Genomic DNA, 14740 nt, shown 5'->3' on the forward strand with positions numbered 1-14740 from the left:
GGATACGCACACTTGCACTAACCGAGCTGAACCGAGCCGATGTCCGAGACGCCGCACCTGCCAGAGACCCCGTCGTACGATCCCGCCGCCGTCGAGTCTGCCTGGCAGCAGCGCTGGGCCGACCGGGGAACGAACTCCCCCGACCTCGTCACCGGCCAGGATCCGTACTACCAGCTGATGATGTTCCCCTACCCGTCGGCGGAGGGGCTCCACATCGGCAACCTCTTCGCCTTCACAGGCGCGGACATCCACGGACGGTTCCAGCGCCTGCAGGGACGGACCGTCTTCGAACCCATCGGCTTCGACAGCTTCGGGATCCACTCCGAGAACTTCGCGATCAAGGTCGGAGCACACCCTGCTCGGCTGACGCCCCGAAACGTCGAAAACTTCCGCCGCCAGCTCCATCGCGCCGGCCTGATGGTTGACTGGAGCAAGGAAGTCGTCACCAGCGACCCGTCGTACTACAAGTGGACGCAGTGGCTCTTCCTCCAGCTCTACAAGCAGGGGCTGGCCTACAAGAAGGCCGCCGCCGTGAACTGGTGCCCGAGCTGCAAGACGGTGCTCGCCAATGAGCAGGTGAAAGACGGCCACTGCGAGCGCTGCGACTCGCTGGTCGAGCAGCGGCTGCTCGAGCAGTGGTTCTTCCGCACCTCGCAGTACGCCCCCCGGCTGCTGTACAACATCGCGACGCTCGACTGGAGTGAGACCACCCGGCAGGCCCAGCGGAACTGGATCGGCCGCAGCGAGGGTGCGCACGTCACCTTCCGCGTGGCGAACGCCCACGACGTCACCGTCTTCACCACCCGCCCCGACACCATCTTCGGTGCGACCTGGGTGGTGCTCGCCCCCGAGCACCCGCTCGTCCACCAGATCACGACGCCCGGCCAGCGCGCCACCGTCGACGCCTACCTGGAGCGCACCAAGACCCAGGACGTCGTCTCGCGGAAGGTCAGCAAGGAGAAGACCGGCGTCGACACCGGTGCCGTCGCCATCAACCCGGCCACCGGCCAGCCGATCCCGGTCTGGATCGCCGACTACGTGCTGATGGAGTACGGCACCGGCGCCGTCATGGGAGTGCCCGGTCACGACGAGCGCGACTTCGAGTTCGCGCAGATGTTCGCGCTGCCGATCATCCGCGTCGTCGCCGGCGCCGATGACGATGCGAATGCCCCGCTGGCCGAGGCGTACCTGTCGAAGTCCGACGCCGACCTGCTCGTGAACTCGGGCCACTTCTCCGGCATGCCGGTGCCGCAGGCCAAGAAGGCCGTCGTCGCCTGGCTGCAGGAGCGCGGCAGTGCACAGCCGGTGGTGAACTACCGGCTGAACGACTGGTGCATCTCGCGGCAGCGCTACTGGGGCCCGCCGATCCCGATCATCTACTGCGACGGCTGCGGCCCGGTGCCGGTCCCCGAGGACCAGCTCCCCGTCGAGCTCCCGCTGATCGAGGACTTCCGCCCCGACGACAGCGGCATCTCCCCGCTGGCCCGCCACGACGAGTGGTATCGCGTGCCCTGCCCGCAGTGCGGTGCCATGTCGCGCCGCGAGACCGACGTCAGCGACACCTTCCTCGACAGCGCCTGGTACTTCCTGCGCTACCCGAGTGCCGACCGCGCCGACGTGCCGTTCGACGCCGCACTCACGAAGCGCTGGTTGCCCGTCACCACCTACATCGGCGGCAACGAGCACGCCGTGCTGCACCTGCTGTACTCGCGCTTCATCACGATGGTGCTGCACGACGCGGGGCTGGTCGACTTCGAGGAGCCGTTCACGCGCTTCCGCGCCCACGGCATGATCATCCGCGAAGGCGCCAAGATGTCGAAGTCGAAGGGCAACGTGGTGAACCCCGACGAACTGATCGAGCGCTGGGGCGCGGACAGCTTCCGCACCTACCTCATGTTCCTCGGTCCCTACGAGGAGGGCGGCGACTATCGCGACGCCGGCATCACCGGCGTGCGACGCTTCCTCGACCGCATCTGGGGCTCGGTGCACGAGAGCACCACCAGCGGCACGCCCGACTCCACCGTGCTGCGCAAGCTGCATGCGACCATCAGGAAGGTCGGCGAGGACCTCCCCGCGCTCGGCTACAACACCGCCATCGCGGCGATGATGGAGTACCTCAACGTGCTGCGCGCCGGCGAGCGCCGGGTGCACCGCGACGAGGTGCTGCCACTGGTGCAGCTCGTTGCCCCCTTCGCACCACACATGGCCGAGGAATGCTGGCAGTTCCTCGGGTTCACTGCGTCGGTGTTCGACAGCGGCTGGCCGGCCTACGACCCGGCGATGCTGGTGTCGGACACGATCACGGTTGCGGTGCAGATCAGCGGCAAGACCCGCGGCACCGTGGTCGTGGCCAGGGTAGCTGCGCAGGCGGACGTCTACGCCGCCGCCCTGCGCGAGCCGAACATCGCCAAGTTCGTCGAGGGCGAGCCGAAGAAGGTCATCTTCGTGCCCGGGCGCCTGCTGAACATCGTGGTGTGAACCGGCCACGCGCCGCCGGCAACCCTGCCGGCGGCGCGTGGTGTCAGACCGGCGAACCGAAGGCCGGCGCACGTCGCACCGGCAGCCTGAACGCCGGAGACCCATCATGACCATGCTCCCGGACGCCGCACGCATTGCGGCCCGCGTCGGAATCCTCGCCACCCTCGTCGCGCCGGCGGGGCTGGCCCAGCGCACGCCGCCGGCCCCGCCACCACCACCACCGGCCACCGCGCCCGATGCGCCGGACTGGCCGCAGCCCCCGCGCTTCGCCTTCGCCCCGGGAGCCACCCGCGGCTACCTGGGTGTCACGCCGCGCACCTCCTCCGGCCCCGCCGACACCCTCGGGCTGCTCATCGAGGACGTGGACGAGAGCCTCCCCGCGGCGAAGGCTGGCATCACGTCGGGGTCCCGCCTCGTCTCCATCGACGGCATCGACCTGCGACTCGACCCCGCCGACCTCGGCGACAGCGCCGCCGAGGCGCTCCCCGAGGCGCGCCTGCGCCGCGCGCTTGGCAACCACAAGCCGGGCGAGGAGGTCTCGATCGTGATCCGCCGCGACGGCCGCACCGAGACGAAGCGGGTCGCCCTCGCCGAGTCACCAATGGCGCGCTCGTTCCGCACCATCGCGCAGGGCCGGCGCGTGCTCGGCATCGGCTTCTCCGACCGCGGCTCCATGCGCGACACCGCCGGCCTGCTGATCACCAGCCTCACGCGCGGCGGCGCCGCGGAGAAGGCGGGGTTGCTGGAGGGTGACCGCGTGATTGCCATCGATGGCGTGGACCTCCGCGTCCCCCCGGCCGACGCCGGCAGCGCGGATGGTGTCCAGGCCCGGATCGCCCGCCTCCGCCGTACACTCGACGCGACCCGGGACTCCGCGCCGGTGCGTCTCGAGGTCCGCAGCGAGGGTCGCCGTCGCACCGTCGAGCTCACGCCGTCGTGGTCGTCGGGCATCACCATCGATGTCGACCGCCTCCGCGGCATGGCCGACGACCTGCGCATGAACCTGCGCACGCGCGTCGAGCTGGATGACGAGACCCGCGACGAGGCGGCTCGCGCCGGCGCCGAGGCGCGCCGCGAGATGGCTGAGTCGCAGCGTGAGGTGCGCGAGGCGCAGCGCGGGATCGCGCAGGCGCAGCGGGAGGTCGCGCGGGAGCGGGCCGCGGCGGAACGCGAGGCGGCCCGGGAGCTGGCGGAAGGCCAGCGCGAGGCGGCACGCGAATACGCCCGCTCGTCACGCGACTACGATCTCGACATCCGGCGTGATGGCGACGGGCCCATTCGCGGCACGATCACCGGGCACACCGATGGTGCCACGCTCACCGTGGGCGGGCTCTCGCTGGCGGTGGTGGACAGCGACTTCGCCCGGCAGTTCGGCCGCGGCGCCGAGGAGGGAGCGCTGATCGTGCGCGCGCACCGGGACTGGGAACCGCTGCGCGCCGGCGACATGCTCCTGACCATCGAGCGGCGGTCGGTCCGCCGCGGCACCAGCCTCGAGATCAGCGTCGACCGCAGCCGCGACCAGGCCGTCGAGGTCCTGCGCGGCGGCAGGCGCATCACGCTGCTGGTGCCGGCCGTGCGCTGAGCCTGGCGCGGACGCTCGACGGGCTGGCCTCGCGCAGGTTGTGCGCGGAGCCAGCCCGTCGTCGTCTGGTGCCCGTCCGCGCAGCTCAGTACCGGACGCAGTTCCGTCCGTCCGCCTTGGCACGGTAGAGGGCTGCGTCGGCGGCCGAGAGCAGGTCGTCCACCGACGTGATGCGCGGCGCCGGGAAGAGCGACACCCCGACGCTCACGCTCAGCCGCATCGGCTGGCCCGCGCTGCCGAGGAACGGCGTGGTCGCGATCCGCTCGCGCAGGCGCTCGGCGAAGATCACGGCCCCTTCCATCGACGTTTCCGGCAAAACCACCACAAACTCCTCGCCGCCGTAGCGCGCCACGAAGTCGGCGCTGCGGACCGCAGCCCGCAGGACCTCGGCGGTGTCCTTCAGCACGCCGTCGCCCACGAGGTGGCCGTGGGTGTCGTTCACCTGCTTGAAGTGATCGAGGTCCATCATCAGCACCGCCACCGAGTGTCCGTAGCGGCGGGCGCGATCCAGTTCCGAGGCCAGGCGCTCGGTGAGCGCGCGGCGGTTGAGGACCTGCGTGAGCGGGTCCGTCTGCGCCAGCGCGGCGAGCCGCACGTTGTCGGCGTGGGCCAGCTCCATCAGGTGCGCCCGCTGGATCGACGCCACCGCCGCCTTCACCACCGAGTCGGCGAACGCCACGTCCTCCTCGGTCAGCGGCGGCTCACCCACCCCGCGCCGGAGCAGGAACACACCGGCCTGCTGGCGGTCCACGAAGAACGGCAGCGCGATCACGCTGCGCGTCGCCACGACCGTTCCCTCGCGCGCCCAGCGCTGGCGCAGCTCGGCGAACAGCGGGTGGACCATCACGTCCCCGATCAGCACCGGCCGGCCCGCCTCGAGCGCGACGCGGATCTCGGGGTATTTCCCGAGGTTCAGCGGGAGGTTGCGCAGCGTCGGGTCGTCGAACGCGGCCGGTACGACGGCCGACAACTCTCCGGGCCGTGCCAGCACCACCGAGCAGCGGAACAGGCCGAGCGCCCGGGCCACCCGCCGCACCAGCACGTGGTAGATCTCCTCGCTCGACAGGTCGGCACTCACTTCCCGCATGATCGCCATCAGCGTGCGGCCGGTGTGCGCCTCCTCGCGGGCCTGCGCCAGGGCCTCCTGCGTCGTCTGGAGCTGGCGCCGGGCGAGGTCGAGGGCGTTGCGGCTGCGCAGGTTGGCGCCGATGCGGGCCAGCAGTTCGCCGGAGCGCAGCGGCTTGCGTACCACGTCGGTGGCGCCGTGGGCCAGCGCCTCCTCCACGATCTCCTCCGGCGCCCGCGTCGAGGTGACCAGCACCGGCAGGTCGTGCCAGAGCGGTTCCTCCTTCAGCGCCGTGAGGGTGTCGGCGCCGCCCCCCTCGAGCAGGGTGGCGTCGACCAGCAGCAGGTCGGGGCTGAAGTCGCGGGTGGTGGCCACGGCCGCGGCGGTGGAGAGCACGCCACGCACCTCGTAGCCGTGCTCCCGCAACACCCAGGCGATGGTCTGCTGGACGGCCGGGTCACTGTCTGCGACGATGATACGAGGGGCACTCATCGCCGTGCGTGCCTCGGGGGAATCGGGAAGTGCGGGATCGGGGGCCACGTCGATGACGGCCGGGCGGCGTGTTTCGTCACGCCGCACGGCCATCGCCCGCTGCGGTCAGCAGGTCAGCCTTCCGCTCCATCGCCGGCGTCTGCATCTGCCGCTCCCGTGCCGTCATCGGCACCGCCATCCTCGCCATCCTTCTCGTCGGGCACGACGCGCGCCACCGAGATCACGGAGTCACCATCGTCCAGGGCCACCAGCTTCACGCCCTGTGCATTGCGGCCCGTCTTGCGCACCTCGGCCGCCGACGACCGGATCAGGATGCCCTGCTTGGTGATCAGGATCATCTCGTCCTCCGGCAGCACCTCCATCAGGGCCACCACGTTCCCGGTCCGCTCGGTCCGGTTCAGCGTCAGGATCCCCTTGCCGCCGCGCTTCTGCACGCGGTACTCGGAGACGTCGCTGACCTTGCCGAGGCCCTTCTCGGTCACCACCAGCAGGGTCGCATCCCGCTTGATCACCACCATGCCGACGACGATGTCCTCGGGCCGCAGCTCGATGCCCTTCACGCCGGTCGTGTCGCGGCCCATCTCGCGCACGTCACTCTCGTGGAACCGGCAGCTCAGCCCGAAGCGCGTGGCGAGGACGATGTCGTTCGTGCCCGACGTCTCCTGCACGTCGATCAGCTCGTCGCCGGCCTCGATCTTGATCGCCTTGATGCCGTTGTTGCGGACGTTCGTGTAGTCCGACATGCGCGACTTCTTCACCGTGCCGCCGCGCGTGCTGAAGAACAGGAAGCGCTCGTCCTCCGGCGTGATCTTCTCCAGGTCCTTCACCGGCACCACCGCACGCACCCGGGTCTCGGGCGACACGTTGATCAGGTTCACCATCGGCTTGCCGCGGGCGCCGGCGCTCGACTGCGGGATCTCGTAGACCTTGAGCCAGTACATGCGCCCGTCGTCGGTGAAGATCAGCAGGTAGTCGTGGGTGCTGCCGATGTAGAGCCGGCTGACGAAGTCCTCGTCCTTCAGCCCCGTCCCGGTCTTGCCGCGCCCGCCGCGCCGCTGGCGCTTGTACAGCGACACCGACGTCCGCTTCACGTACCCCGTGTGCGAGATCGTGACGACGACGTCCTCCTCGGCGATCAGGTCCTCGACGCTGAACTCGCCCTCGTCGCTGACGATCTCCGTCTTGCGCGCATCGCCGAACGTGGTGGCGACGTCGTTCAGCTCCTGCTTCAGGATCGCCATGCGCCGGTCGCGGCTGCCGAGGATGTCGCGCAGCTCGGCGATCAGGGCGCGCACCTCCGCCAGCTCCGCCTCCAGCTTGTCGATCTCGAGGCCGGTGAGCTTGGCGAGGCGCATGTTGAGGATCGCCTCCGCCTGCCGCTCCGAGAGCGCGAAGCGCGTCTGCAGGCTGACGCTCGCCGTCGGCGTGTCCTCGGCCGCGCGGATGATCTTGATCACCTCGTCGATGTTGTCGACGGCGATCTTCAGCCCCTCGAGGATGTGCTCGCGCTCGAGCGCCTTGTCGAGGTCGAACTGCGTCCGGCGGGTGATGACCTCGTGGCGGTGCTCGATGTAGTGCTGCAGCACCTCGCGCACCGGCATGACCTTCGGCACCAGCTGCCGCGTCTTCGGGTCGGGCACCAGCGCCAGCATGATCACGCCGAACGTGGTCTGGAGCTGCGAGTGCTTGAAGAGCTGGTTGAGCACCACGCGCGGGATCGCGTCGCGCTTCAGCTCCATCACCATCCGGATGCCTTCCTTGTTCGACTCGTCGCGGATGGCGCTGATGCCGGCCACCTTCCCCTCGCGCACCAGGTCGATGATCTGCTGCTTGAGCCGCTCCTTGTTGACCTGGTACGGGATCTCGGTGACGACGATCTGGCTCTTGGTGCCGCGCTCGTTCTCCTCGATCACGCAGCGGGCGCGCACCTGCAGGCGCCCGCGGCCGGTCTCGATGTAGTCCTTGATGCCGGCGCGCCCGTAGATGAAGCCGGCGGTCGGGAAGTCGGGACCGGTGATGTGCTTCCGGATCTCGTCGACTTCGATGTCCGGGTTGTCCACCATCGCGACGATCGCCGACGCCACCTCGCGCAGGTTGTGCGGCGGGATGTTGGTGGCCATGCCGACCGCGATGCCGGTGCTGCCGTTGACGAGGAGGTTCGGGAGGCGCGAGGGCAGGACCTTCGGCTCCTCCCGTGTGTCGTCGAAGTTGGCGCCGAAGTCCACCGTGCCGCGGTCGATGTCCTCCAGCATCTCCATCGCGATGCGCGTGAGGCGCACCTCGGTGTAGCGGTAGGCGGCCGCGTTGTCGCCGTCGATGGAGCCGAAGTTGCCCTGGCCGTCCACCAGCGGGTAGCGCAGCGAGAACTCCTGCACCATGCGCACGACCGCGTCGTACACGCTGCTGTCGCCGTGCGGGTGGTAGCGACCGAGCACGTCACCCACCACCGTGGCCGACTTGCGGTACGGCCGGCCGGCGGTGAGGCCGGCCTCGTTCATCGCATACAACACGCGCCGGTGCACCGGCTTCAGGCCGTCCCGCACGTCGGGGAGCGCGCGCGAGACGATCACGCTCATCGAGTAGTTGATGAACGACTCCTTGATCTCCTCGTCGATCATGCGAGGAAGGATGCGTTCGCGGGGCCCGGGACCAGTCATGCGCAGGTGGGGAAAGCGTGACCGACGTCGGGCCGCAGGCGCGGCGCCACGTCGGGAAGGTGGACTACGGAACGAAAGGGAGGAGCGCCGGCCCGGTGGCTGTCACGCCACCGGCGGGGGCTGGCACGGTCAGCCCCAGGAGCGCGCGATGACGAGCAGCAGCCAGGCGTTGCCCACACGGTGGAAAATGTACGTGCCACCGCCGTTGCTGGTGCTCAGCGCCGTGCCGTCCCGCAGCTCCTTCGGACGGTGCACGGTCACCACGGCATACTCCTTCCACAACATCGCGGCCGACACACGGGTGTAGGCCATGATGGCACTGCTGTCGCGGACATCCTTCGCTGCCCAGTACCGTGCGCGCAGCGCGGTCAGCCCGCGATCCCCGAAGGCGAGCTTCACCGGCACACCGCGCACCGCCGTCAGCGACACCCCGGTCACCAGCGGCAGCACGTACGACGCCGTGTCACCACGCGCATGCACCAGGCACCGCCCGGTCGCGACATCGGTGACCTGCTCCGTCAGCCCGGCCGCGATCGCCTCGCGCCCCGGCTTGCCGTTCCACACATCCCAGCGCGGACGCTCGCGCCCCGTCTCCCAGCGCAGCACCGTCCGCAGCAGCTCACGCCCCTCCGGCGAGTCCAGCGGTGCATCCACCGCATACGCCTGGATCAGCTTCTCGAGCTTGTCCACCAGCTCCGCCGTCGCCTCGCGCATCGCGTCCGTGCTGTCGCGCGGAAAGGCACGCAGCCAGCCGTCGTTGCAGCGATCCTGGCCGATGTCGGTGAAGTCCGAGGCGCGGAGCAGGTGCTCGCGGTAGTCGTGCGCGAGGTCCACGGCCGCCTCCAGCTCGCTCTGCGGGCCACGGCCCATCAGCGTGACGGCGGACCCGCTCAGGATGCGCGGACGCAACCCGGTCTCGGGCATCGCGCCGGACCGGCCGCACCCCGAGAGCGCGCCCATCGCGAACACCGCCCCCGCGACGGAACACGACCCGACCGATCGCCACCTGTGCACGCGTCCGCTCATGACCGCAAAGATACCGTCCCGACCCGCGTCAGGACAGGCGCGAGCCATGGCTGGAAGCCCCCGCCGGCGCCGGCTCGTCACCCACGTCGTCCAGGTCCTCGTCGATCTCGGCTTCCTCGGCCGCGACCTCGGCATCGATCGCCGCCTTCTCGCGCTGGTAGCGCAGCCACCAGGTCCGGGTCACCTCGCCCGCGAGGTCCCGGTTGCCCAGCCCGAACGCCAGCGCCAGGGCCAGCGCCACCGCCCCGAAGAGGATCGCGAACGCCGTCGTCACGATGTCGGTCGCCACCCCCAGCTCCTGCAATGCCATGAAGATCGCCAGCACCACGATCCCGCCCCGGCCCACCCGGGCCAGCGTCGGACCACCGTGCAACGCCCCCGCAGCCGCCAGCAGCAATCCCTCGACGAAGCCGCCCAGCACGATCCCCACGATCACGATCACGATCGCCGCGATGATGCTCGGAATGTAACTGACGAGCTCGGCAAAAACGTCGTTCAGCGACTGCAGCCCGGCGGCCGTCGAGGCCACCAGCAGCACCGCGAACATCACCGCCCAGAAGACGATGTTCCCCACCACGCGCGCCGGGTTCACGTGGTGGCCGGCATGCTCCACCGCCTCCATCACGCCGCCCCGACGCAGCAGGTCGTTCACGGCCAGCTTCTTCATCAGCCGCTCGACCCCGCGCTGCACCAGCTTCGCCAGCAGGTAGCCGGCGAACAGGATGACGATTGCACCGAGCAGGGCCGGCACGATCTCGCCGAGCGTCGCGAAACTGTCCTGCAGTCGGGTCAGAAAATTCATGGCGGATCAGCGAAATATGGCGCCCGCGGGCCCACGGGCGTGGCAGCGCTGCAAGCTAGCACCCATGCCGGTCCCCAACCATTGCGGACACCATCCCCCTCAGTTCCGCGTGCCGCGGCGCAGGTCGAAGATCGCCGAACGGTGACACCGCGGACACACGAACCAGTCGCGCCGACGCTGATACCCGAGCCCGAACGACCCGCCGCCGATCTCCTTCCGGCCCATCACGGGATGCGAGGCGCAGCGCGGGCAGTGCGGCGCGGTACCATCGAGCACCTCGCGCCGGATCATGGCCGACTCGGCCACCGAATACTGGGCCGGCCCATCCGGCGCCGGCGCCGGCTCATTCATGCCGCCACCTGGATCACCACCTTCCCGAACTGCTCGCCGGACTGGAGCCTCGCATAGGCGTCGCGCGCCGCCGACAACTGCCACACGGAATCGACCGGCGGCCGCAGCCCGCCACCACGGAACTCCGTGACGACCGCCTCCCACTCGGCCTCGCTGCCCATGGTCGACCCGAAGATCTGCCACTGGTTCATGAACAGCCGCCGCACATCGGTCTCGACCATCGGACCGCTGGTGCCGCCGCAGGTGACCAGCCGCCCCCCACGCCCCAGCGAACCGAGCGACCGGCTCCAGGTGGCCGACCCGACGCTGTCGATCACGACATCCATGCCGCGCTTCCCCGTCGCGGCGCGGATCAGGCCCGGCACGTCGTCCGTGGCGTGATTGAGCAAGTGGTCGGCCCCGAGGAGGCGCGCGCGCTCCAGCTTCGCCGGGTCGCCAGACGTCACCCACACCGTCGCCCCGCGTGCCTTGCAGATCTGCAGCGCCGCGAGTGCCACGCCGCCGCCGATGCCCCAGATCAGGACCTGCTCCCCCGCCGCCACCCGTGCCTTGCCCACCACCATGCGCCACGCCGTGAGCGATGCCAGCCCGAACCCCGCCCGCTCCGCCACCGGAATCGCCGCCGGCACCGCGGCCACGAGGTGTTCCGGCACCACGACGTACTCCGCCGCCGTCCCGGGCCGGTGCTCACCGCCGATGGCGTAGCGCAGGCACAGCGGCGGCTGCCCCGCCAGGCAATAGGCGCAGGTGCGACAGCTCAGCCCCGGATTGATCACCACCGTGTCGCCGACCTCGACCGTCGTGACGCCACCACCCACTGACTCCACCGTCCCGGTCGCATCCGCCACCGGCACCCAGTCGGGCCCGAGCGTGAGACCCGGCCATCCGGCCATCACGAAGAGGTCGAGCCGGTTCAGTGCCACCGCCGACACTCGCACCCGGACCGACTGCGTATCGACGAGCGAGGGCACCGGGAGGTCGTCGCGAATCGAGAGCTGTTCCAGGCCACCGTGGCCACCGAGCACCAGTGCGCGCATCACGAGTATCCCGCGGGCGTGAGTTATGATTCCGGCGCGCGCGGCATTTTCGCGCCGCGCCGACGGACCCGGCGCATCTGCGTGCGCCCTCTTCGAACAGGACCAAGGCGAATGATAGCGATCAAGGTGCCACCGCTCGGCGAGTCGATCGTCGAGGCGACCGTGTCACGCTGGCTCAGGGCGGCGGGTGATGCCGTCACCGCCGGCGAGACCCTCGTCGAACTCGAGACCGACAAGATCACGGTCGAGGTGCCGGCACTGAAGTCGGGCATCCTGGCATCGCAGGCACGCGCCGAAGGTGACGTGGTCGGGGTGGACGACGTGCTGGGCCAGCTCGACGAGTCCGGCGTGATGCCGACCGCCGCCGCGGCCCCGGAAGCCGATCCGCCGGGCGGCCCGCACGATCCCGGCACCGGCCCGACCCCCGTGCCCACGATGGCCGCCGCGACCGCCAGCGATCCGCTGCCGGGCGGACCGCACGATCCCGGCCTCGGTTCCACCCCCGTGCCCACGATGGCCGCCGCGAGTGCCAGCGATTCGCTCCCCGACGGGCCGCACGATCCCGGCACCGGTCCCAGCCCCGTGCCCACCAGCGCGAGGCGCGCGGCCGCGCCGGCCAAGGTCTCTCCCGCAGCCGCCCGCACCGCCGACGCCGCAGGCATCGACGTCACCTCGGTGCCCGGCACCGGCCGCGGGGGCGTGGTCAGCAAGCCCGATGTCGTGACCGCGATCGCCGCCGCCGCCGCCGCACCGCCCCGGGCCCCGACCCCGGCCCCGGCCCCGGCACCAGTGCCCGCCCGCACCGGTGAGCGCGAGACGCGCGAGAAGATGACGACGCGCCGCAAGCGCATCGCCGAGAACCTCCTGCAGGCGCAGCACAACACCGCACACCTGACCACCTTCAACGAGATCGACATGAGCGCCGTGACGGCGCTCCGTGCCCGCATCAAGGAGAAGGTGGAGAAGGATCACGGCGTGAAGCTCAGCTTCATGCCCTTCTTCGTGAAGGCGGCGTCGCAGGCGCTCAAGGCGTACCCGCTCGTCAATGCGCAGATCGACGGCGACAGCATCGTCTACAAGCACTACGTGAACATGGGTATCGCCGTCGCCAGCGAGGCGGGCCTGGTGGTGCCGAACGTGAAGGACGCCGACACCAAGGGCATGCTCGCCATCAGCCGCGACATCGGTGCGCTGGCCAACAAGGCACGCACCGGCAAGCTGGCGATGGATGACCTCACCGGCGGCACCTTCACCATCACCAATGGTGGCGTGTTCGGCTCGCTCATCTCGACGCCGATCATCAACTACCCGCAGGTCGCCATCCTCGGCCTGCACAAGACGCAGGATCGCCCGGTCGCCATCGACGGCAAGGTCGAGATCCGCCCGATGATGTACGTCGCGCTGAGCTACGACCACCGCATCATCGACGGGCAGCAGGCGGTGCTCTTCCTCGTCCGGATCAAGGAGTTGATGGAAGATCCGGCCAGCATGCTGGTGGAGTAGCCCGTGGCCGCTGAACCGATTGGCGCCGATGTCGTGATCATCGGCGGCGGACCCGGTGGCTACGTCGCCGCCATCCGGGCCGCGCAGCTCGGGCTGAACACCGTCTGCGTCGAGATGGACAAGACACTTGGCGGCACCTGCGTGAACGTGGGCTGCATCCCGTCCAAGGCGCTGCTCACCAGCAGCGAGCACTTCGAGTTCGCGAAGCACTCGGCCGCCGGGCATGGCGTCGTCATCGAGAAGGTGTCGGTGAACCTCGCGCAGATGATGAAGCGCAAGAACGACGTGGTGAGCGCGAACACCAAGGGTGTCGAGTTCCTGTTCAAGAAGAACAAGGTGACGTGGGCCCGCGGCGCCGGCACACTCAAGGCCGGCAACGTCGTCGATGTGACGGCCGCCGACGGCACCGTCACCAGCTACGCCGCGAAGAACGTGATCATCGCCACCGGATCGGCGTCGGTGGAACTGCCGTTCCTCAAGTTCGACGAGAAGCGCGTGCTGTCGAACATCGGCGCGCTGACACTCGAATCGGTGCCGAAGCGGATGATCGTGGTCGGCGGCGGCGTGATCGGACTGGAGCTGGGCTCCGTCTGGCGCCGGCTCGGTGCCGAGGTGACGGTGGTGGAGTTCATGCCCACCATCCTGCCCGGCAATGACGACGACGTGATCAAGGATGCGACGCGCATCTTCGCGAAGCAGGGCCTGGTCATCAAGACTGGCACGAAGGTGATGTCGGCCGACCTGTCGTCGAAGAAGGTCGTGAAGCTGACCGTGGAGAAGGACGGCGCGAGCGAGGTGCTCGAGGCCGACGTCGTGCTGGTGAGCGTGGGCCGCAAGCCGCTGCTGCACGGCATCGATGCGGCGGCACTCGGGCTGGCCCAGCAGAAGAACGGCGCGCTGGTGGTGGACGACCAGATGCGCACGAACCTGCCGGGTGTGTACGCGATCGGAGACGTGGCCGGCGGCAAGCTGCTGGCGCACAAGGCCGAGGAGGAGGGCGTGATCGCGGCCGAGGTGATCGCCGGCAGGAAGGTGCACATGCACTACGCCGCGATTCCGGGCGTGGTCTACACCTGGCCGGAGATCGCGACCGTGGGCCTGACGGAGGCCGAGGTGAAGGCGTCAGGCCGGCAGTACAAAGTGGGGAAGTTCCCGTTCTCGGCCAACGGCCGCGCGCGCTGCCTGGGCGAGACGAACGGGTTCGTGAAGATCATCGCGGATGCCGTCACCGACGAGCTGCTCGGCTGCCACATCCTGGGCGCCAGCGCGGGCGACCTGATCCAGGAGATCGTGCTGGCGGTGGAGTACAAGGGCTCGAGCGAGGACATCGCGATCACGACGCACGCGCATCCGACGCTTGGCGAGACGGTGAAGGAAGCGGCGCTGGCGGTGCTGGGGCGGGCGATCCACATCTAGCCGCACCGTTTCGAGGGGACGCGTGTCAAGGGGACGTTTCAAGGGGACGTTTCAAGGGGACGGAGATCTTGACCTCTGGCGAGGACATGTCCGTTCCAGCTCCCCGTCCCGTTGAACGCAGGTGACCCACCGCCTTCAAGATCTCCGTCCCCTTGAACCTTCAAGATCTCCGTCCCCTTGAACCTTCAAGATCTCCGTCCCCTCGAACCTTCAAGATCTCCGTCCCCTCGAACCTTCAAGATCTCCGTCCCCTCGAACCTTCAAGATCTCCGTCCCCTTGAAAGTCCCCTTGAAACGGAATGCCGGTGAAACACGGCGGGGCGGCGATCC

10 protein-coding genes are annotated in these 14740 nt (G+C 69.6%); 4 read left to right on the forward strand and 6 right to left on the reverse strand.

The window, feature by feature from the left end:
- The first annotated feature begins 39 nt into the window (after positions 1-39).
- Positions 40-2478, forward strand: coding sequence for a leucine--tRNA ligase (locus IT355_19490; GenBank protein MCC7055467.1), 2439 nt, complete (start codon positions 40-42; stop codon positions 2476-2478).
- A gap of 106 nt (positions 2479-2584) precedes the next feature.
- Positions 2585-4060 (forward strand): PDZ domain-containing protein, encoded by a 1476-nt coding sequence (locus IT355_19495; protein ID MCC7055468.1) that lies wholly within the window; start codon positions 2585-2587, stop codon positions 4058-4060.
- An 85-nt stretch (positions 4061-4145) separates the two neighbouring features.
- Here the strand turns inward: IT355_19495 and IT355_19500 are convergent, their stop codons facing one another.
- The 6 genes from IT355_19500 to IT355_19525 all read right to left on the reverse strand — a co-directional run bounded on the left by IT355_19500 (position 4146) and on the right by IT355_19525 (position 11491).
- Positions 4146-5705 carry a diguanylate cyclase gene (locus IT355_19500; GenBank protein ID MCC7055469.1) on the reverse strand — a complete coding sequence of 520 codons (1560 nt, stop codon included), beginning with the start codon at positions 5703-5705 and terminating at the stop codon, positions 4146-4148.
- Between the two features lie 26 nt (positions 5706-5731).
- Positions 5732-8275, reverse strand: coding sequence for a DNA gyrase subunit A (gene gyrA / locus IT355_19505; GenBank protein MCC7055470.1), 2544 nt, complete (start codon positions 8273-8275; stop codon positions 5732-5734).
- Between the two features lie 129 nt (positions 8276-8404).
- Positions 8405-9301, reverse strand: coding sequence for a hypothetical protein (locus IT355_19510; protein ID MCC7055471.1), 897 nt, complete (start codon positions 9299-9301; stop codon positions 8405-8407).
- A gap of 28 nt (positions 9302-9329) precedes the next feature.
- The gene (locus IT355_19515; protein MCC7055472.1) at positions 9330-10103 is read right to left on the reverse strand and encodes a hypothetical protein; all 774 of its coding nucleotides are present in this window, start codon (positions 10101-10103) and stop codon (positions 9330-9332) included.
- Between the two features lie 99 nt (positions 10104-10202).
- Positions 10203-10454: a hypothetical protein gene (locus IT355_19520; protein ID MCC7055473.1), complete on the reverse strand. Its 252-nt coding sequence runs from the start codon at positions 10452-10454 to the stop codon at positions 10203-10205.
- Positions 10451-11491: a zinc-binding dehydrogenase gene (locus tag IT355_19525; protein MCC7055474.1), complete on the reverse strand. Its 1041-nt coding sequence runs from the start codon at positions 11489-11491 to the stop codon at positions 10451-10453. The genes IT355_19520 and IT355_19525 overlap by 4 nt, the downstream gene beginning before the upstream one ends.
- A gap of 111 nt (positions 11492-11602) precedes the next feature.
- Here IT355_19525 and odhB point away from each other — a divergent pair, with 111 nt between their 5' ends.
- Both odhB and lpdA read left to right on the forward strand, forming a co-directional pair.
- Positions 11603-12994: a 2-oxoglutarate dehydrogenase complex dihydrolipoyllysine-residue succinyltransferase gene (gene odhB, locus IT355_19530; protein ID MCC7055475.1), complete on the forward strand. Its 1392-nt coding sequence runs from the start codon at positions 11603-11605 to the stop codon at positions 12992-12994.
- 3 nt (positions 12995-12997) lie between these two features.
- Positions 12998-14410, forward strand: a complete 1413-nt coding sequence (gene lpdA, locus IT355_19535; protein MCC7055476.1) for a dihydrolipoyl dehydrogenase — start codon at positions 12998-13000, stop codon at positions 14408-14410.
- Positions 14411-14740 lie beyond the last annotated feature (330 nt).

Source organism: Gemmatimonadaceae bacterium, from assembly GCA_020851035.1.
GTDB lineage: Bacteria > Gemmatimonadota > Gemmatimonadetes > Gemmatimonadales > Gemmatimonadaceae > JACMLX01.